General features: G+C 43.2%; 23 protein-coding genes. 18 read left to right on the top strand and 5 right to left on the bottom strand.

The genetic code is table 11. From position 1 onward, the window contains the following. Window positions 1-30: 30 nt before the first annotated feature. From TZ97_RS02480 to TZ97_RS02505, 6 genes are all read left to right on the top strand, one after another. Window positions 31-753, top strand: coding sequence for a M57 family metalloprotease (locus tag TZ97_RS02480; protein ID WP_021152905.1), 723 nt, complete (start codon window positions 31-33; stop codon window positions 751-753). A 104-nt stretch (window positions 754-857) separates the two neighbouring features. Next, window positions 858-2765 (top strand): ABC-F family ATP-binding cassette domain-containing protein, encoded by a 1908-nt coding sequence (locus tag TZ97_RS02485; RefSeq protein WP_045759258.1) that lies wholly within the window; start codon window positions 858-860, stop codon window positions 2763-2765. Between the two features lie 204 nt (window positions 2766-2969). Next, window positions 2970-3326: a hypothetical protein gene (locus tag TZ97_RS02490; RefSeq protein WP_045759259.1), complete on the top strand. Its 357-nt coding sequence runs from the start codon at window positions 2970-2972 to the stop codon at window positions 3324-3326. A gap of 4 nt (window positions 3327-3330) precedes the next feature. After that, the gene (locus TZ97_RS02495) at window positions 3331-4206 is read left to right on the top strand and encodes an XRE/MutR family transcriptional regulator (RefSeq protein WP_045759260.1); all 876 of its coding nucleotides are present in this window, start codon (window positions 3331-3333) and stop codon (window positions 4204-4206) included. Between the two features lie 21 nt (window positions 4207-4227). Then, complete coding sequence (locus TZ97_RS02500; RefSeq protein WP_045759261.1) at window positions 4228-5406, top strand: MFS transporter; 1179 nt, start codon at window positions 4228-4230, stop codon at window positions 5404-5406. Window positions 5407-5514: 108 nt separating this feature from the next. Next, window positions 5515-6702, top strand: coding sequence for an MFS transporter (locus TZ97_RS02505; RefSeq protein WP_045759262.1), 1188 nt, complete (start codon window positions 5515-5517; stop codon window positions 6700-6702). A gap of 23 nt (window positions 6703-6725) precedes the next feature. On the opposite strand, the gene TZ97_RS02510 is transcribed toward TZ97_RS02505, so the two are convergent. The 3 genes from TZ97_RS02510 to murT are packed head-to-tail and all read right to left on the bottom strand — an operon-like array spanning window position 6726 to window position 9152. After that, window positions 6726-7010, bottom strand: a complete 285-nt coding sequence (locus TZ97_RS02510) for a lipopolysaccharide assembly protein LapA domain-containing protein (protein ID WP_024056107.1) — start codon at window positions 7008-7010, stop codon at window positions 6726-6728. 10 nt (window positions 7011-7020) lie between these two features. Continuing rightward, window positions 7021-7809, bottom strand: a complete 789-nt coding sequence (gene gatD, locus TZ97_RS02515) for a lipid II isoglutaminyl synthase subunit GatD (protein WP_045759263.1) — start codon at window positions 7807-7809, stop codon at window positions 7021-7023. Continuing rightward, window positions 7809-9152, bottom strand: a complete 1344-nt coding sequence (murT, locus tag TZ97_RS02520; protein WP_045759264.1) for a lipid II isoglutaminyl synthase subunit MurT — start codon at window positions 9150-9152, stop codon at window positions 7809-7811. The genes gatD and murT overlap by 1 nt, the downstream gene beginning before the upstream one ends. A gap of 103 nt (window positions 9153-9255) precedes the next feature. On the opposite strand from murT, the gene cdaA reads away from it, so the two are divergent. The 10 genes from cdaA (at window position 9256) to whiA (ending at window position 17400) form a co-directional block, all read left to right on the top strand. Continuing rightward, window positions 9256-10104 (top strand): diadenylate cyclase CdaA, encoded by an 849-nt coding sequence (cdaA, locus tag TZ97_RS02525; protein ID WP_045759265.1) that lies wholly within the window; start codon window positions 9256-9258, stop codon window positions 10102-10104. Further along, window positions 10101-10850, top strand: a complete 750-nt coding sequence (locus tag TZ97_RS02530; protein ID WP_045759266.1) for a CdaR family protein — start codon at window positions 10101-10103, stop codon at window positions 10848-10850. Before cdaA ends, TZ97_RS02530 begins: the two co-directional genes overlap by 4 nt. Window positions 10851-10872: 22 nt before the next feature. Then, window positions 10873-12222 carry a phosphoglucosamine mutase gene (glmM, locus tag TZ97_RS02535; RefSeq protein ID WP_045759267.1) on the top strand — a complete coding sequence of 450 codons (1350 nt, stop codon included), beginning with the start codon at window positions 10873-10875 and terminating at the stop codon, window positions 12220-12222. 227 nt (window positions 12223-12449) lie between these two features. Further along, entirely contained in the window at window positions 12450-12581 is a 132-nt protein-coding gene (locus TZ97_RS10145; RefSeq protein ID WP_003011566.1) for a DUF4044 domain-containing protein, read from the top strand. Window positions 12582-12614: 33 nt separating this feature from the next. Continuing rightward, window positions 12615-13928: a GTPase ObgE gene (gene obgE / locus TZ97_RS02540; protein WP_141751191.1), complete on the top strand. Its 1314-nt coding sequence runs from the start codon at window positions 12615-12617 to the stop codon at window positions 13926-13928. 50 nt (window positions 13929-13978) lie between these two features. Further along, the gene (locus tag TZ97_RS10805) at window positions 13979-14143 is read left to right on the top strand and encodes a hypothetical protein (protein WP_003006512.1); all 165 of its coding nucleotides are present in this window, start codon (window positions 13979-13981) and stop codon (window positions 14141-14143) included. A gap of 18 nt (window positions 14144-14161) precedes the next feature. Further along, the gene (locus TZ97_RS02550; RefSeq protein ID WP_003006514.1) at window positions 14162-14545 is read left to right on the top strand and encodes a RidA family protein; all 384 of its coding nucleotides are present in this window, start codon (window positions 14162-14164) and stop codon (window positions 14543-14545) included. Between the two features lie 76 nt (window positions 14546-14621). Continuing rightward, window positions 14622-15512 (top strand): RNase adapter RapZ, encoded by an 891-nt coding sequence (gene rapZ, locus TZ97_RS02555; RefSeq protein ID WP_045759268.1) that lies wholly within the window; start codon window positions 14622-14624, stop codon window positions 15510-15512. Next, window positions 15509-16486, top strand: a complete 978-nt coding sequence (locus tag TZ97_RS02560; RefSeq protein ID WP_003017791.1) for a YvcK family protein — start codon at window positions 15509-15511, stop codon at window positions 16484-16486. Before rapZ ends, TZ97_RS02560 begins: the two co-directional genes overlap by 4 nt. Continuing rightward, window positions 16483-17400 (top strand): DNA-binding protein WhiA, encoded by a 918-nt coding sequence (whiA, locus tag TZ97_RS02565; RefSeq protein ID WP_045759269.1) that lies wholly within the window; start codon window positions 16483-16485, stop codon window positions 17398-17400. Before TZ97_RS02560 ends, whiA begins: the two co-directional genes overlap by 4 nt. A gap of 453 nt (window positions 17401-17853) precedes the next feature. On the opposite strand, the gene TZ97_RS02570 is transcribed toward whiA, so the two are convergent. Beyond that, complete coding sequence (locus TZ97_RS02570; protein ID WP_045759270.1) at window positions 17854-18822, bottom strand: NAD(P)/FAD-dependent oxidoreductase; 969 nt, start codon at window positions 18820-18822, stop codon at window positions 17854-17856. 179 nt (window positions 18823-19001) lie between these two features. Between TZ97_RS02570 and rpsU the strand changes: the two genes are divergently transcribed. Next, window positions 19002-19178 carry a 30S ribosomal protein S21 gene (gene rpsU / locus TZ97_RS02575; RefSeq protein ID WP_000048054.1) on the top strand — a complete coding sequence of 59 codons (177 nt, stop codon included), beginning with the start codon at window positions 19002-19004 and terminating at the stop codon, window positions 19176-19178. Window positions 19179-19278: 100 nt separating this feature from the next. Here rpsU and mscL read toward each other — a convergent pair whose 3' ends face one another. Further along, window positions 19279-19659, bottom strand: coding sequence for a large conductance mechanosensitive channel protein MscL (mscL, locus tag TZ97_RS02580; protein ID WP_045759271.1), 381 nt, complete (start codon window positions 19657-19659; stop codon window positions 19279-19281). Window positions 19660-19873: 214 nt separating this feature from the next. Between mscL and dnaG the strand changes: the two genes are divergently transcribed. Continuing rightward, a complete protein-coding gene (gene dnaG / locus TZ97_RS02585; protein ID WP_045759272.1) occupies window positions 19874-21652 on the top strand; it encodes a DNA primase in 1779 nt (592 codons plus the stop codon). Window position 21653 lies beyond the last annotated feature (1 nt).

Genomic DNA, 21653 nt, shown 5'->3' on the forward strand with positions numbered 1-21653 from the left:
GCATACCTTCTTTAAGAGAAAGGAGAATGTATGAGAACCATTTTTCGATTTTTCAGAGGAATCCTTCGCATGGCTTGGAGTCTTTTTTGGGGATTTTTCTGGACCATTGCCATCAGTTTTCTCGTTCTAGTGGGGATCATCTATTTCACAGATTCTCCTAGTTCTGGTATGGATGGGTTTGGACGAGCTGCCCAAAAGGTTGTCTATCAAGTCGGCAATTTATTTGGTGATCAGGGCTTTGCATCGCGCTTTGGGATGGCGCCTAGCTCACAGACCACGCAGACGGACAATCATGAGCATAGTGGCGCTCGCTGGGAAAAAGCGGAGGCTACGGTCTATTTGGATCCCAATATCAGTCAAACTTTTGTAAAAGCTTATCGGGATGCTATTGAGGCTTGGAACCAAACAGGCGCCTTTACCTTCAAGTTGGTTACAAATGAAAAAGAGGCTAATGTGGTTTTGACAGAAATGGATAACGCATCCGTTTCTGCTGCAGGAGAGACTGCCTCTCAGACCAACCTCTTAACCAACCGCTTCACCCACATCACAGTGCGTCTCAATCGCCATTATCTTTTAAATTATGTCTATAACTACAGTTATGATCGGATTGTCAATACAGCTGAGCATGAGCTAGGCCATGCCATTGGGCTGGACCACACTGATGGAGAATCGGTCATGCAACCAGCTGGCTCCTTCTACAGTATTCAGGATACAGATGTGGAAGCAGTCCGACAATTATACAAGGAAGAATAAGTTTTAAAATACTTTCTAAAAGTTCTGAGCCTCAAGGGGCTCAGGATTTTTTTGATGGCTCGTCTTTCCTTGTTTAATCTGAAAAAAGATAGTAAAATAAGGACATGATTATTTTACAAGCCAACAAAATTGAACGCTCTTTTGCAGGGGAGGTTCTTTTTGATAATATCAGCCTGCAGGTGGATGAACGGGACCGGATTGCCCTGGTCGGAAAGAACGGAGCCGGCAAGTCTACGCTCTTAAAAATCTTGGTGGGAGAGGAAGAACCAACTTCAGGAGAAATCAATAAAAAGCGGGATCTTTCTCTCTCTTATTTAGCCCAGGATAGCCGCTTTGAGTCGTCCAATACTATCTACGATGAGATGCTCCATGTCTTTGACGACCTCAGAAAGACCGAGAAAACCTTGCGGCAGATGGAGCTTGAGATGGGGGAAAAAACTGGAGCTGACCTAGAAAAACTCATGCAGGACTATGACCGTCTCTCGGAAGAATTCCGTCAGGCAGGTGGCTTCACCTATGAAGCTGATATTCGCGCCATTCTCAACGGATTTAAGTTTGATGAGTCCATGTGGCAGATGAAGATTGAGGAGCTGTCTGGTGGGCAAAATACCCGTCTCGCTCTGGCCAAGATGCTCTTGGAAAAACCAAATCTCCTGGTACTGGATGAGCCGACCAACCACTTGGATATTGAGACGATCGCCTGGTTGGAAAACTATCTGGTCAATTATAGTGGTGCCCTTCTCATTGTCAGCCACGACAGGTATTTCCTAGATAAGGTCGCAACTATTACACTGGACTTGACCAAGCATTCTTTAGATCGCTATGTCGGTAATTACTCCAGTTTTGTGGAGCAAAAAGAGCAAAAACTGTTGACCGAAGCCAAGAACTACGAGAAGCAACAAAAAGAAATTGCAGCTCTGGAAGACTTTGTTAATCGTAATTTGGTGCGGGCTTCGACTACCAAGCGAGCCCAGTCTCGGCGCAAGCAGTTGGAAAAAATGGAGCGTCTAGACAAGCCGGAAGCTGGAAGTAAGTCTGCCCATATGACCTTCCATTCTGATAAGACCTCGGGAAATGTCGTCCTGACAGTAGAAGAGGCAGCCGTCGGCTATGACGATCAAATCCTGTCAGAGCCCATCAATCTGGATATCCGCAAGATGAATGCGGTCGCTATTGTGGGACCAAATGGGATCGGGAAATCTACTCTTATCAAGTCCATCGTCGGGCAGATTCCTTTTATCAAGGGTGAAGCTCGTTTTGGGGCCAATGTCGAGGTGGGTTACTATGACCAGACCCAAAGTAAACTAACGCCTCACAACAGTGTCTTGGATGAGCTCTGGAATGACTTTAAACTGACGCCAGAAGTAGAAATTCGCAATCGACTGGGAGCCTTTCTTTTCTCTGGGGATGATGTCAAGAAAACCGTCGGCATGCTGTCGGGTGGAGAGCGGGCCCGCTTGCTTCTAGCCAAGCTGTCCATGGAAAATAACAATTTTTTGATTCTCGACGAGCCGACCAACCATTTGGATATCGATAGCAAGGAAGTGCTAGAAAATGCCTTGATTGACTTTGACGGGACCCTGCTCTTTGTCAGCCACGACCGTTACTTTATCAATCGGGTGGCTACACAAGTCTTGGAACTCTCAGAAGAGGGCTCAACTCTTTACCTAGGAGACTACGATTATTATCTGGAGAAGAAAGCAGAGTTAGAGGCCCTTGCTGCAGCACAAGCAGAAGCTGTGCCTGTTTCTTCGACCGAAGAAGGCACCAGCAATGATTATCACTTGCAGAAGCAAAACCAGAAGGAACTCCGGAAAATCACTCGTCGCATTGAGCAATTGGAAGCGGAGATGGAAGAGCTGGATCAAAAAATCCAAGAAATCAGCGAAACTATGCATAGCACCAACGACGCAGCCGACTTGGTTCAACTCCAAAGCGAGCTGGATCAACTGACTGTCCAGCAGGAAGCGGTCATGGAAGAGTGGGCAGAACTGTCAGAGCAGGTGGAATAAATGGAAGATTTGGGCAAAGTTTTCGTGAATTTCGAATTAATAAGAATTACACGTTGAAAGAAGTTGCGGGCCACTGACGTTTGCGAACTCATGGAGAGCCAGTAGCAAATCGACCAGCTGAGCGCCGCCCAAGAAGAAGCCGAGCTAGAATGGGAAGAACTAGCGCAGTAAGTATAGTTTTCTAATTTGTATAAGGAGAACATTATGGCGACTGAAAATGATTGGTTTATGAAGCAGGTTAAAGGTGTAGCCGACATGATTGGTACAACTTTGCGCCTACAGATTCAAAATTTAGATTTGGGGCAGTATGAAGATGAGGAAGGAAGACTCATCAACGGGGCTCACTATCTTCAGCAAGTTCTAGAAGAGCAGCGCTTTGCAGAGGCCATTTCTTTTGTTGAAGAGCAGATGAAACGCCTACCTCTTCATCAGTATGATCTATTGGTTGATTGGCTGATTTCCTACTTAAGACAATTAGATGTTTCCGTGAAAGAAGATCTAGGATTCTACGAAGGGTACTTGCAAGAGTTAGAAAGGCACTTAAAGGAATTTAAGTGGTAATCAAATGGAAGATTTAGGCAAAGTTTTTCGTGAATTTCGAATCAGTAAGAATTATTCGTTGAAAGAAGCTGCAGGAGAGGCTTGCTCGACCTCCCAGTTATCCCGTTTTGAATTGGGGGAGTCGGATCTGGCTGCTTCGCGCTTCTTTGACATTTTGGACAATATCCATGTGACAATTGAGAATTTTATGGATAAGGCCAGAAATTTTCAACACCATGAGCATGTCGCCTTAATGGCTCAGATTATTCCACTTTACTATTCAAATGATATTGCAGGTTTTCAAAAGCTTCAAAGAGAACAACTTGAAAAAGCCAAACATTCCACCAATCCCCTCTATTTTGAGCTGAACTGGATCCTGCTACAAGGCCTGATTTGCCAGAGAGATGCCAGCTACACGATGAAGCAGCGTGATCTGGATAAGGTGGCAGATTACCTCTTTCAAACGGAAGAGTGGACCATGTATGAGTTGATCCTCTTTGGCAATCTCTACAGCTTTTATGAGGTGGACTATGTCACACGGCTTGGGAGAGAAGTGATGGAGCGTGAAGATTTCTACAAAGAAATTGGTCGCCATCGAAAACTGGTCTTGATTCTGGCTCTGAATTGTTACCAGCATTGTTTAGAACACTGTTCTTTTGAAAATGCCAGCTATTTTGAAGCCTATGTAGAAAAGATTATCGGCAAGAGCATCAAGCTCTACGAACGCAATGTCTTTCATTATCTCAAGGGATTTGAACTCTATCAAAAGGGGCAAACAGAAGAAGGGCGGCAGCAAATGCAGGAAGCCATGCATATTTTTGACGTGCTGGGACTGCCAGAGCAGGTGGCCTATTATCAAGAACACTTTGATAAATTTGTAAAAAATGAATGTTCTAAATAGGACAGTGATAAAGGAGATTTTATGAACCGACATGCGGTCCAATTAATTAGTCGTGGAGCGATTAACAAAATTGGAAATATGCTCTATGATTATGGGAATAGTGTCTGGCTGGCCTCGATGGGTACTATAGGAAAGACGGTATTAGGGATCTATCAGATTTCTGAGTTAGTGACAGGGATTCTCGTGAATCCTTTTGGAGGAGTGATTTCAGACCGTTTTTCTCGTCGCAAGATTTTGATGACGACCGACTTGGTTTGTGGGCTCCTTTGTTTGGCGATTTCTTTTATCACAAATGATAGCTTGATGATTGCGGCTCTTATTTTTGCCAATATTGTTCAGGCCATTGCCTTTGGTTTTTCTCGACCTGCCAATAAAGCCATTATTACCGAGGTAGTAGAGAAAGAAGAGATTGTGACCTATAACGCTCACTTGGAATTAGTCTTACAGGTTGTTAGTGTCTGTTCACCTGTTTTTTCTTTCCTAGTTCTACAATTTGCCAGTCTTCATATGACCCTCTTATTAGATGCGCTGACCTTTTTCATTGCCTTTGTCCTAGTGGCTTTCCTTCCGAAAGAAGAAGCTAAGGTGCAAGAAAGGAGACAGTTTACCGGGAAAGATATTTTTTCTGATATCAAGGATGGGTTAGACTATATCTGGCATCAGAAAGAGATTTTCTTTCTATTATTGGTGGCTTCTAGCGTCAATTTCTTTTTTGCAGCTTTTGAGTTTTTACTTCCCTTCTCGAATCGTCTATACGGGGTTAAAGGAGCTTATGCGACCATTTTAACGCTGGGAGCTATTGGATCTATTCTAGGAGCACTTGTTGCCAATAAAATGAAATCAAGTATGAAAATTCTCCTGTTTTTACTGATCATGGCAGGGATAGGAGTGTTCATAATGGGCTTGCCCCTTCCGCCTTATCTTTCCTTTTCAGGAAATTTGGTCTGTGAATTTTTTGTGACCATTTTCGACATCCACGTTTTTACTCAAGTACAAACCAAGGTGGAAGATGATTATCTAGGTAGAGTATTGAGCACAATTTATACCTTGGCTGTTCTCTTTATGCCCATCGCCAAAGGGTTGATGACTTGGTTGCCAAGCGTCCGTATGAAATCATTTCTCTTGATTGGAGCTGGGGTTATTCTCTTTTCACTCTTGGCTCAGCTAGTAGCTAAGCAACTTCAATCAAAAGAACAGTAGGGATCCTTTGATAAATTTGTAAAGCATTAATTTTCCCAAATAGGGGACAAAATGAAAACCTCTTTCATGAACTGATACAATAGTTTCAGAAAATGAAGGAGGTTTTTTATGAATCGACATGCTATCCAGTTGATTGCTCGTGGGGCGATCAATAGAATGGGAAATATGCTCTATGACTATGGGAACAGTGTTTGGCTGGCTTCGATGGGGACGGTAGGAAAGACAGTGTTGGGGATTTATCAGATTTCTGAACTCGTCACCTCCATTCTAGTCAATCCATTTGGAGGCGTGATCTCAGACCGTTTTTCCCGTCGCAAGATTTTGATGACGACCGACTTGGTTTGTGGTCTCCTTTGTTTGGGAATTTCTTTTATCACAAATGATAGCTTGATGATTGCAGGCCTGATTGTTGCCAATATTGTCCAGGCCATTGCTTTTGCTTTCTCTCGTACGGCTAATAAAGCCATTATCACAGAAGTTGTAGAAAAGGATGAGATTGTGACCTATAATGCCCGCTTGGAGTTGACCTTACAAGTGGTCGGTGTTAGTTCTCCTGTGTTCTCTTTCCTTGTTTTACAATTTGCCAGTCTCCATGCGACTCTCTTACTAGATGCGCTAACTTTTTTCATCGCCTTTGTTCTGGTCGCTTTCCTTCCGAAAGAAGAAGCCAAGGTTCAGGAAAAGAAACGGCTTACGGGAAAAGATATTTTTTCGGATATGAAGGATGGATTGCACTATATCTGGCATCAGAAAGAGATTTTCTTTCTCTTGTTGGTGGCTTCCAGCGTCAATTTCTTTTTTGCAGCTTTTGAGTTTTTGATTCCTTTTTCGAATCGCCTTTACGGGGTCAAAGGAGCATATGCGACCATCTTAACCTTGGGCGCTATTGGCTCTATCATCGGAGCCTTGATTGCTAATAAATTTAAATCAAGCATGGAAATGCTACTTTTCTTATTGATTTTAACAGGAGTAGGAGTCTTCATGATGGGCTTGCCCCTTCCGCCTCTTCTTTCCTTTTCTGGAAATCTAGTCTGTGAGCTCTTTATGACAATTTTTAACATCCACTTTTTTACCCAGGTTCAAACTAAGGTAGAAGGAGACTATCTGGGCCGGGTCTTAAGCACCATTTTTACCTTGGCCATTCTCTTTATGCCTGTGGCTAAAGGCTTGATGACCTGGTTGCCAAGTGTCCGTGTAGAATCTTTTCTCTTGATAGGAGCTGGCGTCATCCTCTTTTCACTCTTAGCACAAGTAGTCGCCAAGAAATTACAAGCAAAAGAAGGTACATCAGCATAAAAAAAGCACCGATCGGTGCTTTTTTAGTTGTTATTTTTTTCTTCTATTTTAACTTCTTTCTTTTCTTCCTCTAGTTGCTTTTGAGTGCTCTTGAGTTCTTTTTTTAGGGAGAAGCCCTTTGAAAAATTAACCAAGGTCATGACAAATGCACCCAAGAGGACACAGAGCAAGATCAGAATGATCAAGGGCAATTTAAATTGGACCAAGAGGAAATTCACAGTGACTGATTGCATGTTTGCAAGGGAAATACCAGCAATCAATAAAATTAAAAGTAATAAAGCAATGTAGTGTAGATTATTTTTGTTCATCATTATCTCCTTATTGTTCAGTCGGTGCCTTGCTTTTCACATCAGCGTATTCTTCCGGCTGCTCTAGGCTTAGAATCTCCTCATAAGCCGGTAGGGAAAGGTCCTTGCCATATTTATTTTTTAAGGCAGTGCTCACTAGGCGATAGGCCAAATTGGCATTTCGGGACAAGATAGGACCGTGGAAGTAGCTGCCAAAGACGTTTTTGTAATGTACCCCTTCGCAACCATCTTCTTTATTGTTCCCATTTCCGTAGACGACCTTGCCCAGTGGTTTTTCATCCTCAGCCAAGAAGGTCCGACCTTGGTGGTTTTCAAAACCATAATAGGTTTCGTTAAATTCTTCGTTATGGATCTTGATATCACCGATATAGCGGTTGTTGACTTGGTTGAGCGTATAGTGGCCCATAATACCGAGCCCTTCAATGCGTTTGCCAGAAGCTTCAATGTAGTATTGGCCTAGAAGCTGAAAGCCACCACAGATAGCCAGGACCACGCCATCGTCATGAATGAAGCGTTCGAGGTCTTCTTTTTTATCTGGTAGGTCCTCAGATACAATGGTCTGCTCGTAGTCTTGCCCGCCGCCGAAAAAGGCGATATCGTAGGCATCAGGGTCGAACCGGTCTTTGAGAGAGACGATATCAACAGTGACATGGGCTCCAAGCTTCTCCGCAACGTACTTGAGCATGAGGATGTTCCCATTGTCCCCATAGGTATTCATTAAGTTGCCATAGAGATGGGCAATGCGCAGGCTGTAGGGATACTGTGCCTGATCAGAAGATTCTAGGGAAGTATAAGTCATTAGTGCATCTCCTTTTCAATCAGGTGTTCTTGGGCCAAGAGTTCACGGAACTCTAACATGGCCGTATAGGTGGCTAAAATATAAGCGTGAGGGGTTTCCTGTTGCTGGATGCGTTGGAAGACCTCTTTTAAATCAGCCATTTCTGTGATCTGTTCAGCAGGATAGCCAGTGACCCGAAGTCGCCGAGCAATCTCAGAGTGGCGCACCCCGCCAGCATTGATTTCTGGAATGTCCATCTGGGTGATTTGCTCAAAGTCGGCATCCCAAATCCAGCTCGTATCGATTCCGTCTGCATAGTTGGCGTTGAGGAGAACCGATAAGCTAAAGGGATAAGGGGCTAGTTTGATCATTTCAATGGCTTGGGTCGCACCAACCGGATTTTTAATCAGGACCAAGGTACATTCCTTATCCCCAATCTTAAAGGTTTCCTGGCGACCAAAGACAGCGCGACTGCGATCAAATCCTTGTTTGATCACTTCAGGTTGCACTCCAAAGAATCCAGCAACAGAGACAGCTGCTAAGGCATTGTAGATGTTGTAAAGACCACCGATATTGATGTGGTAGTCTTGGCCTTGAATCCGGAAGTTGGAAGATCGATGGGTTAAAGAGAGGAGATCCGATACGGCATAGGTCAGTGGTGGCCGGTGGAAACCACAGTGCTCACAGATATAATCTCCCAAGTTAGCATAGGTATTGAGCTTGTACTTGAGGATGTTGTGGCAATGCGGACAGAGGATTCCTTCGGTATTGTAATGGGCTAGTTGTGGCTCTGCTTTTTCTGTATCAAATCCGTAATATTGGATTGGATTGGACAAGGTCTGACTATTAAAGAGCGGACTATCTCCGTTTAACAGAACCGTCGCAGTTGGGACCTTGTGAATGGCATCCAAAATCATTTGGTAGGTCGTATAGATCTCACCGTAGCGGTCCATCTGATCCCGGAAAATATTGGTGACCACAAAAAGGCTGGGCTTAATATAATCACAAATCCGAGAGAGGCTGGCCTCGTCAATTTCAAGTACCGCGATCGGTCGATTTGATTTCGAACGCTTAGCCCGTAAGAAGGTCGTTGTAATCCCAGAGATCATATTGGCCCCGCTTGGATTGGTTAAAATCGGTCCGAAAGCTTCTTGGAGAATACCTACGGTCAGCGCAGTGGTCAGGGTTTTCCCATTTGTCCCTGTAATCACAACAATCTCATAGTTTTTTGCCAGTTGACTGAGAATATCTTTATCAAATTTGAGGGCTACTTTACCTGGTAGGGTTGATCCCCGCCCCATTTTTTCTAGAATAGAGCCGGAAAGCTTTCCTGCCAGAAGGCCCAAGGTTGTATTTATCTTCATAAATCATATTTTATCATAAAAAGCGTCAGAAGGTTACAGAAAAATCTGTTGAAACGTGTTATAATAGGATGATGTCTTTTAGAGAAGTGATAGGTATGAGAATATGAATATTCAACAGTTTACAAATCCACAATTTTGGACCAGTTTGTTCCCGAATTGGTGGAGTATTATTATCAATATCATCGATATTGCCCTGGTGGCTTGGTTGTTGTATTTTTTGATCAAGGCCATCGTTGGGACCAAGATCATGATTTTGGTTCGTGGAGTTATTATCTTTTTCTTGATGCAGTTTTTAGCCAATTTCTTAGGTCTCACGACTATTTCATGGCTGATCAATCAAGTGATTACCTATGGGGTTATCGCCCTGGTTGTGATTTTCTCCCCTGAGATTCGGATTGGTTTAGAGCGTCTGGGTCGGGCGACAGAATTCTTTACGACGAGTGAAGTCAGTCAGGAAGAGAAGATGGTACAGGCCTATGTCAAGGCAGTAGCTTATATGAGCCCACGTAAGATTGGTGCCTTGGTAGCTATTCAAGGAGCCAGAACCCTTCAGGAATATATTTCCACAGGGATTCCTCTAGATGCAGAGATTTCAGGAGAATTGCTGATTAATATCTTCATTCCTAATACTCCTCTGCACGATGGAGCGGTCATTGTCCGCAATGATAAAATCGCCGTTTCTTGTGCCTACCTGCCCTTGACGGAAAACACCGGAATTTCAAAAGAGTTTGGAACGCGTCACCGCGCAGCCATTGGTTTATCTGAAGTTTCGGATGCCTTTACCTTCGTGGTATCAGAAGAAACGGGCGGGATCTCTGTGACATACAATGGAACCTTCCGACACGATTTAACTTTAGAAGAGTTTGAGGCAGAATTGAGATCCTTCTTGGTTCCTGAAGAGAATAAAACGATTAGTTGGAAAGAGCGTCTATTTGGGAGGGTAACAAAATGAGATCGAAAAAAGAATTTCTTTATGTTTTCTCTTCCGTCTTATTGTCCTTTATCTTGTTTATCAATGCATCTTCCTTTAATTTTCAAAATAATAGCAGCGCTAGACAAGTGAGTTCAGAGACCTACACCAATACCTTGACCAATATTCCGATTGATGCCAAGTACAATGACAAGACATACTTTGTCAGTGGGTTAACATCGGAAGTAACAGTCTTTCTAAAGGGTTCAAACCGGGTCGCTCTAGCAAGCGAAATGCAGCCGGGAACGCGAAAATTTCGCGTGGTAGCGGATCTTCGTAAGGCCAAGGAAGGTACCGTTGAAGTGCCGTTGATTGTGGAAGATCTTCCGGCTGGTTTGACCGCAACCGTAGAGCCTCAAAAAGTTTCTGTAAAAATCGGGAAGAAAGCGAAAAAATCGTTTGCGGTCAGGGCCACGATCCCGGACAATCAAATTGTGGATGGAATAACGGTATCGGATATTACTCTTGAAACCACCAAGGTAGAAGTGACCAGCGATCAAGAAACCTTGAGTCGCATTGATCATGTCCAAGCGGTCTTCCCATCCAGTGAGATCATTAGTGGAAATTATAGCGGAACTATTTCCTTAAATGCAGTAGATGCTCAAGGAAATGTTCTACCAGGTCTGGTCAATCCGAGTGAAACACGGATTCAAGTGACCACAAAGAGTAGCTCGTCTACGTCAAGCTCAAGCAGTTCGTCGTCGACTTCCTCCAGTTCAAGTAATTAGAAAGTAAAAAAGGTAATAAAGAATGGGTAAATATTTTGGAACGGACGGTGTCCGTGGAGAAGCAAATGTAGAATTAACGCCAGAATTGGCTTTTAAACTAGGTCGTTTCGGTGGCTATGTGTTGAGCCAACATGAAGAAGAAACACCCTTGGTATTTGTTGGACGTGATACGCGTATTTCTGGTGAAATGCTGGAGCATGCCTTAATTGCTGGTCTCTTATCTGTTGGGATTCGCGTCTACAAGTTGGGTGTGATTGCAACACCAGGTGTTGCTTATCTAGTTCGTACGGAAAAAGCCAGCGCCGGGGTTATGATTTCTGCTAGCCACAATCCAGCCTTGGACAATGGCATCAAATTCTTTGGTGGTGATGGCTTCAAATTGGATGATGATCGCGAACTTGAAATTGAAGCCTTGCTTGATGCTGCTGAAGATACCCTTCCACGTCCAAGTGCCCAAGGTTTAGGAACGGTCATGGAATATCCAGAAGGCTTGCGTAAGTATCAAGAATTCCTTGTATCGACAGGTGTCCAACTCGAGGGCATGCACGTAGTCTTAGATACAGCAAATGGTGCAGCCTCTACTAGTGCCCGTCAAATCTTTGCAGATTTGGGAGCTCAATTGACCGTCATCGGTGAAAACCCAGATGGTTTGAACATCAATGATGGGGTTGGTTCTACTCACCCAGAGCATTTGCAGGAGAAAGTGAAAGAAGTAGGTGCAGCGATTGGTCTTGCCTTTGACGGAGACAGCGATCGCTTGATTGCTGTTGATGAAAATGGAGAGATCGTAGATGGAGATAAGATCATGTACATCATCGGTTCTTATCTTTCAAGCAAGGGCTTGCTCGAAAAAAATACGATCGTCACAACCGTCATGTCCAATCTCGGCTTCCACAAGGCATTAGATGCGAAGGGAATTCAAAAAGAAATCACAGCTGTCGGAGACCGTTATGTGGTCGAAGAAATGCGCAAGTCTGGTTACAATCTGGGTGGTGAACAATCTGGTCACGTAGTCATCATGGATTACAACACAACTGGTGATGGTCAATTAACAGGAGTTCAATTGACTAAAATCATGCAAGAAACTGGCAAGAAATTATCTGAATTGGCTGCTGAAGTGACCATTTATCCACAAAAACTGGTCAATATCCGGGTTGAAAATAGCATGAAAGACAAGGCGATGGAAGTGCCTGCCATTCGTGAAATCATTGAAAAAATGGAGGCGGAAATGGCAGGAAATGGTCGCATCCTTGTGCGTCCAAGTGGAACGGAACCCCTCCTTCGTGTGATGGCAGAAGCACCAACCCATGAAGAAGTGGACTACTATGTGGATACCATTGCTACAGTTGTCCAAGCAGAAATTGGACTATAAAGTCTAGGTGTGAGCTTTGTGTGTTCATAAAGTCGGTACTCATAGACGTAGCCATTCCTATTAATCCTGCCTATGAGCTTTTAAACGGTTTGTTCATGGAAAAACACACCTAAAGATAAAAAGAGATCAGACTTCTGTCTGGTCTTTTTGTGTAGGCTTGATTTGAAAAATCCCCTATTTCGTGGTAAAATAGGGCTAATGAATTTATAGTAATCGAGGTATTAGAAGTGGCTTTTGGAGATAACGGAAAACGTAAAAAAACACCATTTGAAATGATCACGATGGTGGTCATTGTGATTATGTTGATTGTAACGGTTGGTGCAATCTTTGCAACCGCAATTGGTGCTCTTTCTTACTAAGACGCACGCAGAAATAAAGGAAATCATCTATTTATGAGTATGTTTTTAGATACAGCCAAGATTAAGGTCAAGGCTGGAAATGGCGGCGATGGCATGGTGGCCTTTCGCCGTGAAAAATATGTCCCTAATGGCGGACCTTGGGGTGGTGATGGAGGTCGTGGTGGCAATGTCATCTTCGTTGTAGACGAAGGCTTGCGTACCTTGATGGACTTCCGTTATAACCGGCATTTCAAAGCCCAAAATGGGGAAAAAGGAATGACCAAAGGGATGCACGGACGGGGAGCAGAAGATCTCTATGTGCGAGTACCGCAAGGAACGACAGTCCGAGATGCTGAGACTGGCAAGGTCATTACGGACCTAGTCGAGAATGGACAAGAGTACATTGTCGCCCACGGTGGCCGTGGCGGACGTGGAAACATTCGTTTTGCCACTCCTAAAAATCCAGCCCCAGAGATTTCTGAGAATGGGGAGCCTGGTCAGGAACGCGAACTCGAATTAGAACTCAAGGTCTTGGCAGACGTTGGTTTGGTTGGCTTCCCTTCTGTTGGGAAATCAACCCTTCTTAGTGTCATCACTTCAGCCAAACCAAAAATTGGTGCCTATCATTTTACAACCATCGTCCCAAATTTGGGCATGGTTCGGACACCGTCAGGTGAATCCTTTGCAGTCGCAGACCTTCCTGGATTGATCGAAGGGGCTAGCCAAGGTGTCGGACTCGGAACCCAGTTCCTTCGTCACATCGAGCGCACCCGGGTTATCTTGCATGTTATTGATATGTCAGCGAGTGAAGGACGCGACCCTTACGAAGATTATGTTCAAATCAATAAAGAGCTTGAAACCTATAATCTTCGTTTGATGGAACGTCCTCAGATTATCGTGGCAAATAAGATGGATATGCCAGAGAGCCAAGAAAACTTGAAAGAATTCAAGAAGAAATTGGCGGCCAATTATGATGAGTTTGATGAAATGCCACAGATCTTTCCGATCTCTAGTTTGGCGCATCAAGGTTTGGACAACTTGTTAGAAGCAACGGCAGAATTGTTAGACAAAACACCAGAATTCCTCTTGTATTCAGAAGACGAAATGGCCCAAGAAGAAGTCTACTATGGCTTTGATGAAGACCAGCCAGCCTTTGACATCAGTCGTGATGACGATGCCGCTTGGGTCTTATCTGGTGAAAAACTTGAAAAACTCTTTAATATGACGAATTTCGATCGTGATGAAGCAGTCATGAAATTTGCTCGTCAATTGCGTGGCATGGGTGTGGATGAAGCTCTCCGTGCGCGTGGGGCAAAAGATGGTGATATTGTCCGGATCGGTAAATTTGAATTTGAGTTTGTAGATTAAGATAGATCCCAGAGGATCAAGGATTCCAAATAAGAAGTGAGGCTTTTTCAGTGGGAGATAAACCAATATCTTTTCGAGATGAAAATGGAAATTTTGTTTCAGCAGCTGATGTTTGGAATGCTGAAAAACTAGAAGAACTCTTTAATACGCTAAATCCTAAGCGCAAATTGCGCTTACAAAGGGAAAAATTAGCAAAAGAAAACCAGCAGAAGTAAATAGACTTGGAGAATACTATGGCAAAAACAATTCATACAGATAAAGCACCCGCAGCAATTGGACCTTATGTTCAAGGGAAAATCGTAGGCAATCTTCTCTTTGCAAGTGGACAAGTTCCCTTGTCACCTGAAACTGGCGAAATCATTGGCGAAACCATCCAAGAACAAACAGAACAAGTCTTAAAGAACATTGGGGCTATTTTGGAAGAGGCTGGGACAGACTTCGACCATGTGGTGAAAACCACTTGTTTCTTAAGTGATATGAATGACTTTGTACCTTTTAATGAGGTCTATAAAACAGTCTTTACTACAGAGTTTCCAGCTCGATCTGCTGTTGAAGTAGCACGCCTGCCACGTGATGTGAAGGTTGAAATTGAAGTTATTGCGGAAATCAAGGCCTAATAACCATTCAAAGACAAAAAAACAGAGTGGAGAGCAGGAAACTGTAGGCCACTCTGTTTTATTTTGGGAGGAAAAAATGACAAAAAGTAAGATTCAACTGGTTATGGTAACGGGGATGAGCGGTGCTGGTAAGACCGTCGCTATCCAATCTTTTGAGGATTTGGGTTACTTTACCATCGACAATATGCCACCAGCGCTTTTGCTGAAATTTATTGAGCTCATGCGTCATAGCCCGGATAACAATAAATTAGCCGTTGTTGTGGACATGCGGAGCCGTTCTTTTTTCAATGAAATTCGCACCATTTTGGATGAATTGGACAACCAAGAAGACCTCGATTTCAAGGTCTTGTTCTTGGATGCCACTGACAGTGAGTTGGTAGCACGATACAAGGAAACCCGTCGTAGTCACCCACTAGCGGCAGATGGCCGTGTCTTGGATGGGATTACCCTAGAGCGCGAACTCTTGTCACCATTAAAAAATATCAGTCAAAATGTGGTGGATACGACTGAGTTGACGCCTCGTAACCTGAGAAAAACGATCGCAGAACAATTTGCCAGTCAAGATAATCAGCCAGATTTTCGGGTTGAGGTCATGTCATTTGGGTTTAAATATGGCCTTCCGATCGATGCTGACCTTGTGTTTGACGTTCGTTTTCTTCCAAATCCCTACTACAAATTGGAACTTCGGAATTTAACCGGTCAAGATCCAGCTGTCTATGATTACGTCATGGATCATCCTGAATCAGAGGACTTTTATCGTCACCTCCATGACTTGATCGTTCCTATTTTACCGTCTTATAAACGAGAAGGTAAATCCGTTCTCACCATCGCTATGGGATGTACCGGTGGGCAACACCGTTCAGTAGCCTTTGCAGAGCGCTTAGCGCATGATTTAGAAAAAAATTGGCAGGTCAATTGCAGTCATAGAGACAAGGACAGACGGAAAGAAACGGTGAATCGCTCATGAGAAAACCTAAAGTAACCGTTATTGGAGGAGGAACAGGGATTTCTGTTATTCTCGATAGTCTGAGAAAGAAACCGGTCGATATCACTGCCATTGTAACCGTTGCAGATGATGGTGGGAGTTCAGGTGAATTGCGGAAGAACATCCAAAAATTGACACCACCTGGGGATCTTCGAAATGTGCTGGTTGCCATGTCAGATATGCCTCGTTTTTATGAGAAGGTCTTTCAATACCGCTTTGCTGACGATGATGGCCCTTTGGCTGGCCACCCTTTGGGAAACTTGATCATTGCAGGGATTTCAGAGATGCAAGGCTCGACCTATAATGCCATGCAGTTGTTAACCAAATTCTTTCATACGACCGGCAAGATCTATCCTTCCAGTGACAGTCCCTTGACCCTTCATGCCGTTTTTCAAGATGGAAAAGAAGTGGTAGGAGAAAGCCATATTGCTAACTACACCGGCATGATTGATCATGTCTATGTGACCAATACCTTTGATCAAGAGCGTCCAAAAGCTAGTAAAAAAGTAGTGGAAGCTATTCTTGAAAGTGATATGGTCGTCTTAGGTCCTGGTTCGCTCTTTACCTCGATCCTTCCTAATTTGATGATCGATGAGATTGGGAAAGCCATCCTTGAAACCAAGGCTCAGGTAGCCTATGTTTGTAACATCATGACCCAAAGAGGAGAAACCGAGCATTTCACAGACAGTGACCACGTTGCCGTTCTACATAAACATTTGGGAGAGAAGTTCATCGATACCGTCCTTGTCAATATCAATCAGGTTCCCGCAGCTTACATGAACAGTAACAAATTTGATGAATACTTGGTGCAGGTAGAGCACGATTTCAAGGGGCTGCACTCGCAAGTTCCCCAAGTGATTTCTTCCGATTTCTTAAAGCTGGTCAATGGAGGAGCCTTTCATGATGGCGAAAAAGTAGTCGAAGAGTTGATGCAGATCGTGCAGGTGAGAAAATGAGTTTTACGGTTCGTGTAAAAGAAGAATTATTGTCTCTCAAGCGATTTGAAAAGAGTGAATTGGCTGCCATTATCAAGATGTCTGGAAGTCTTGGGATTTCAATGGGGGGCTTGACGCTCTCGGTGACGACAGAAAATGCCAAGATCGCTCGCCATATCTATGAATTGTTGCATCATTTTTATGAGGCCAAATCGGATATTCGCCACCACCAAAAAACCAATTTGAAAAAAAATCGTGTTTACACAGTATTCTTGGATGAAAAGGTGGAAGAGATTCTTGCTGACTTGCATTTGGCAGATGCCTTTTTTGGGATTGAGACAGGCATTGATGCCAGTGTTTTAGAAGATGAAGTAGCCAGTCGTGCTTATCTTCGGGGGGCTTTTCTGTCGAGTGGTTCCATCAAGGATCCTGAAAAAGGGAAGTACCAGTTGGAAATTCATTCTGTTTATACAGACCACGCGGAAGGAATTGCCCTTCTCATGCAAGGATTTTTACTAGATGCGAAAACCATCGAGCGGAAAAAAGGAGTGGTAACCTATCTGCAACGAGCGGAAGATATTATTGATTTTCTAATTGTGGTAGAGGCCATGCAAGCCATGCAGGAATTTGAGTCCATCAAGGTCATGAGAGAGACGCGCAATGACCTCAATCGGGCCAATAATGCCGAAATGGCCAATATCCAGCGCACAGTCACAGCCAGTATGAAAACCATTAATAATATTAGTAAAATTGTGGATACGATCGGCCTAGGGAGTTTACCAAGTGACCTGCAAGAAGTTGCCTATATCCGGATGAGCCATCCAGATTATTCCATCCAGCAGATCGCTGATAGCTTGCAACAACCTATTTCAAAAAGCGGTGTCAATCACCGCTTGCGTAAGATCAATAAGATCGCAGACGATTTAGACAAATAAAAAAGGCCAAGGGCCTTTCATAATGAGGATAAAGTCTTTTTAAAAACTTTCCTTAGGTGAGTACGGACGTCAGCGAACTTCATAGAAGTTCCATGACTAAATCAAGATACTAAGGGCGTCTGCGGATCAAGTCAAAATAGGAAGTTTGACGCAGAAACCTTAGGTTCTAGGAAAACTTATCTTTTTGACACAAGCCGCAGCCCGTGTTCAATTCGTATTGAGCTCCTTCGCTCTTTATTTTCTGGGCTCAGGCTAAAACAGTTTCCCAAACTGTTTTACTCTCAAAACTCCCGAGTGCCTGAAACGTATTGTTTCAGGCACTTTTCTCACAGCGGAAAGTTTTTGTTTTTTCTTGATTTATACTAAAAATAGGAGCTCATTTTTACTTCTTTGCAGAATCGATTAACTTAAAATAGTTTAACTTCAATTTAAAAAGGCCAAAGGCCTTTTTTATTATAAACTGGTTGAGTGCGTCGGTTGGACTTTCTTATCTGGATAGATGTAGTTGATGGCATTGTTTACAGCTGTTGGAGCTTCCCCTAGACCTGTAGCGATGAGATCAATCTTTCCTTCGTAGAAGCAGCAGTCTCCACAGGCATAAATTCCAGGAAGGCTGGTTTCTTGTTTTTGGTTCACCTTGATTTTATGGCGTTGCAATTCTACACCCCATTCTTTCAAGTTTCCGATTGAAGATTTAAAGCCATAGTTGACAAATAAGTGATCAATCGGGATAAGTTCGGTTTCATCGGATTTGACTTTTGTGATTTCAAGGTGTGTGGCATGACCATTTTCTCCAATCAAGTGGCTAGGAACAAATGGTGTTTTGATGCTGACAGAAGATTGTTTGAGTTCTTCTACGCTATGTTCCAAGGCACGGAAGTTGTCCCGACGGTGAACGATTGTAGTTGGAGCAATCTTGTCAAAAGCAAGAGCCCAGTCCACAGCAGAGTCCCCACCACCAAGGACGGTCACTTGCTGTCCTTCATATTGCTGGATATTTGAAACATGGTAGTGGACATTATCGAAGTCTTCAGCCCCCTCGATATCAAGAGCACGTGGTTTAAAGGCACCGCCACCCATGGCAATGATGACGGCTTTAGACTGATGCACTTGGCGAGAAGTAGTGATAGTGAAGAGGTTACCCTCTTTTTGAATATCCTCTACAGTTTCATTGAGGAAGATCGGTGTATCGAATCGTTTGACTTGCTCGATCAAGCGGTCGCTTAATTCTTCACCTGTTAAATTGGTAAATCCGGGTACATCGAGGATATTTTTTTCTGGATAGAGAATGGCTGGTTGCCCTCCAAGTTGAGGCAAGGAATCAATCAGTTTGACTTTAACTTGGCGCATATTGCCATAAAAAGCAGCAAACAGACCAACTGGTCCGCCCCCAACAATCGTAATATCATAAATTTCTGACATGGTATCTCCTTCAGGGTTTTCTATGTTTCCATTGTATCATAAAATAGGAAGAATGAAAAAGTCTGAAAAAAGAAACGGCATGAAGGCTAGGAAGGCTAGAAAAGTTTCAAAAGATCTTGACAGCATCCTTAAAGTGTGATAAAATGATTAAGATTTTAGGCTTGAAGGGAGTGAAAAATATGTCAAAAACAGTAGTACGTAAGAATGAATCTCTTGACGATGCTCTTCGTCGTTTCAAACGTGCGGTTACTAAAGCTGGTACTCTTCAAGAAACACGCAAACGTGAATTCTATGAAAAACCTTCTGTAAAACGTAAACGTAAATCAGAAGCAGCTCGTAAACGTAAAAAATTCTAATTGAATACAAGAACAGACTTCGGTCTGTTTTTTGTTTCTCTAGAAAAATTGAAGAAAAAAAGCCGACCTTCTAACTAGAAGATCGGATCTTTTTATCTGATTATTTGTTTGCAAGCAAGTCGCGGATTTCAGTAAGCAACTCTTCTTGAGTAGGAGCAGCAGCTTCTTCTTCAACAGCTTCTTCTTTTTTACCAAGGTTTTGTGCTTTTTCAGCAGCTTTAACGATAAAGAAGAGAACAGTTCCAATGACGATGAAGTTGATTACTGCGCTCAAGAAGCTACCGTAAGCAACACCGTTCCATGACAATTCAGCGATTTTATCAACACCAGCAGCTTTCAAAGCTGGGTTCAAAATAAGTGGTGTGATGATATCGTTAACAAGTGATGTCACGATGGCACCAAATGCAGCCCCGATAATCACTGCAACAGCAAGGTCAACAACGTTTCCACGAAGGAGGAAAGCTTTCAATTCTTTTAACATCCTATATATGTCCTTTCATAATAATTTTTTACTATGATAGTATAACGGAAAAATATGCGACTGACAAGAAATATGCCCAATTTTTTTTAAAATTAGTGATAAAGGTTGAAAATCTTTTCTTTTCTGTGTGAAATCGGTAGGAAAAAATTTACTTTTACTAACTTTTAGTATAAAATATAAAGCGATAATCTATGGTAAAATGGAGGCACTGTTTATGGTTGATAAAGAGCTGATTGCAGAAATTAAAAACAGTGTAAACATTGTTGAAGTCATTGGAGAAGTTGTTTCTTTGACCAAGGCTGGCCGTAACTTTTTGGGCCTCTGTCCTTTTCATGGGGAAAAGACTCCTTCCTTTAATGTCGTTGAAGACAAGCAGTTTTACCATTGTTTCGGATGTGGTCGCTCTGGAGATGTCTTTAAGTTTATTGAGGACTACCGTGGAGTCGCCTTTATGGATGCGGTCCAGATCGTAGCGGAAAAGGCTGGCATTGCGCTTCAGTACCAGGCAAGACCTGCCCAATCAGCGTCTGTCAATCCAAACCAAGAACTTTATGAGATTCATCAGGAAGCTAGTAAGTTTTATCAGGCGATTTTGATGACGACTAAGATGGGGGAAGAAGCGCGACACTATCTGTATGAACGTGGTCTGACGGATGAGGTGATCCGACATTTTCAATTGGGCTTAGCACCTGCAGAAGGAAATTATCTCTATCGCAATCTCTCTGAGAAATTCTCGGAGAAAGTGATTACCGATTCGGGTTTGTTTACAATCTCAGATGCTGGCACGGTTTTTGATGCCTTTCAGGATCGGATCATGTTTCCCTTGACGGATGATAGTGGACGTGTCATTGCCTTTTCTGGTAGGTTGTGGAAAATGACGGAGGATGGCAGTCATCAAGCCAAGTACAAGAATAGTCGTAGTACCCGTCTATTTAATAAAAGTTATGAACTCTATCATTTGGATCAAGCCAAGACGAGCGCCAAAAAGAAACATGAAATGTATATCATGGAAGGCTTTATGGATGTCATTGCAGCTTATCGAGCTGGGATTGAAAATGCGGTCGCCTCTATGGGGACAGCTTTGACACCAGAGCATGTCCAGCACCTGTCTCATTTTACTAAAAAGGTCATCTTGACCTATGATGGAGATAAGGCAGGTCTTGAAGCAACAGCTAAGGCCTTGGGTGTCTTGCAGGATCTGGAGTTGGAGATCGTCCGTATCCCAGATCAGATGGACCCTGATGAGTACCTTAAAAAGACGTCCCCAGAAGATCTAGCTACCCTCTTGAAGAATTCTCGGATCAGTAAGGTTGAATTCTTGATGCACTACTGGAAACCCCAGTATATTGAGAACTTGCAGGCGCAAATTGAGTTTGTCGAAAAGTTGGCACCGATGATCGCCCAGACGCGTTCTATTACAGCGCAAAACACCTATATTTATAAGTTGGCCGATTTATTGCCGGACTTTGATTACTTGCAGATTGAGCAGATTGTCAATAATAGTCGTTTGCAACAACGGCAGGAGGCTCAAAGTGGTGGACGATCTAAAACATCGCATTTTTCAGTGGAGCTCTTGCCGAATCGTGGGATGACGCGCTTGATCAAGGCAGAAAATCATTTATTAAGTAGGATGAAGGATTTTCCAATGGTGCTTAATGATTACCGGTTGCGACCTGATTTTGCCTTTGACACGCCGGAGTTACAGATCTTGTATCAATTGCTCTGTCAAAATGGAGAAGTCACCTCTCAGGATCTATCCGAGCAGCCTGAAGGGGTCCAGCACGCCTGGTACTGCATGTTAGAAGAAGATTTACCAGATGAGATAGCAGATGGTGAGTTAGAAGAAGTAGAAGCGACACGGAATCGTGAGCTTCTTCGTAAAGAAAGTCAACAAATTGGAAATAAAGTGAAGGAAGCTTCCTCAATAGGGGATGCGGAAAAAGCTTTATTGGAACTCGAGCGTTTAATCGCTCAAAAAAGAAGAATGGAGTAGG

The sequence above is a fragment of the Streptococcus parasanguinis genome (assembly GCF_000963275.1).
GTDB classification, from domain to species: domain Bacteria; phylum Bacillota; class Bacilli; order Lactobacillales; family Streptococcaceae; genus Streptococcus; species Streptococcus parasanguinis_B.

Coding starts and splice junctions, on each gene's coding strand:
- murT (WP_045759264.1), bottom strand. CDS start 9,152: ATGAAGATAAATACAACCTTGGGCCTTCTGGCAGGAAAGCTTTCCGGC.
- TZ97_RS02495 (WP_045759260.1), top strand. CDS start 3,331: ATGGAAGATTTAGGCAAAGTTTTTCGTGAATTTCGAATCAGTAAGAAT.
- whiA (WP_045759269.1), top strand. CDS start 16,483: ATGAGTTTTACGGTTCGTGTAAAAGAAGAATTATTGTCTCTCAAGCGA.
- rpsU (WP_000048054.1), top strand. CDS start 19,002: ATGTCAAAAACAGTAGTACGTAAGAATGAATCTCTTGACGATGCTCTT.
- TZ97_RS02530 (WP_045759266.1), top strand. CDS start 10,101: ATGAGATCGAAAAAAGAATTTCTTTATGTTTTCTCTTCCGTCTTATTG.
- TZ97_RS02510 (WP_024056107.1), bottom strand. CDS start 7,010: ATGAACAAAAATAATCTACACTACATTGCTTTATTACTTTTAATTTTA.
- cdaA (WP_045759265.1), top strand. CDS start 9,256: ATGAATATTCAACAGTTTACAAATCCACAATTTTGGACCAGTTTGTTC.
- TZ97_RS02485 (WP_045759258.1), top strand. CDS start 858: ATGATTATTTTACAAGCCAACAAAATTGAACGCTCTTTTGCAGGGGAG.
- TZ97_RS02550 (WP_003006514.1), top strand. CDS start 14,162: ATGGCAAAAACAATTCATACAGATAAAGCACCCGCAGCAATTGGACCT.
- TZ97_RS02500 (WP_045759261.1), top strand. CDS start 4,228: ATGAACCGACATGCGGTCCAATTAATTAGTCGTGGAGCGATTAACAAA.
- TZ97_RS02560 (WP_003017791.1), top strand. CDS start 15,509: ATGAGAAAACCTAAAGTAACCGTTATTGGAGGAGGAACAGGGATTTCT.
- TZ97_RS02490 (WP_045759259.1), top strand. CDS start 2,970: ATGGCGACTGAAAATGATTGGTTTATGAAGCAGGTTAAAGGTGTAGCC.
- mscL (WP_045759271.1), bottom strand. CDS start 19,659: ATGTTAAAAGAATTGAAAGCTTTCCTCCTTCGTGGAAACGTTGTTGAC.
- dnaG (WP_045759272.1), top strand. CDS start 19,874: ATGGTTGATAAAGAGCTGATTGCAGAAATTAAAAACAGTGTAAACATT.
- obgE (WP_141751191.1), top strand. CDS start 12,615: ATGAGTATGTTTTTAGATACAGCCAAGATTAAGGTCAAGGCTGGAAAT.
- TZ97_RS02505 (WP_045759262.1), top strand. CDS start 5,515: ATGAATCGACATGCTATCCAGTTGATTGCTCGTGGGGCGATCAATAGA.
- TZ97_RS02570 (WP_045759270.1), bottom strand. CDS start 18,822: ATGTCAGAAATTTATGATATTACGATTGTTGGGGGCGGACCAGTTGGT.
- gatD (WP_045759263.1), bottom strand. CDS start 7,809: ATGACTTATACTTCCCTAGAATCTTCTGATCAGGCACAGTATCCCTAC.
- rapZ (WP_045759268.1), top strand. CDS start 14,622: ATGACAAAAAGTAAGATTCAACTGGTTATGGTAACGGGGATGAGCGGT.
- glmM (WP_045759267.1), top strand. CDS start 10,873: ATGGGTAAATATTTTGGAACGGACGGTGTCCGTGGAGAAGCAAATGTA.
- TZ97_RS02480 (WP_021152905.1), top strand. CDS start 31: ATGAGAACCATTTTTCGATTTTTCAGAGGAATCCTTCGCATGGCTTGG.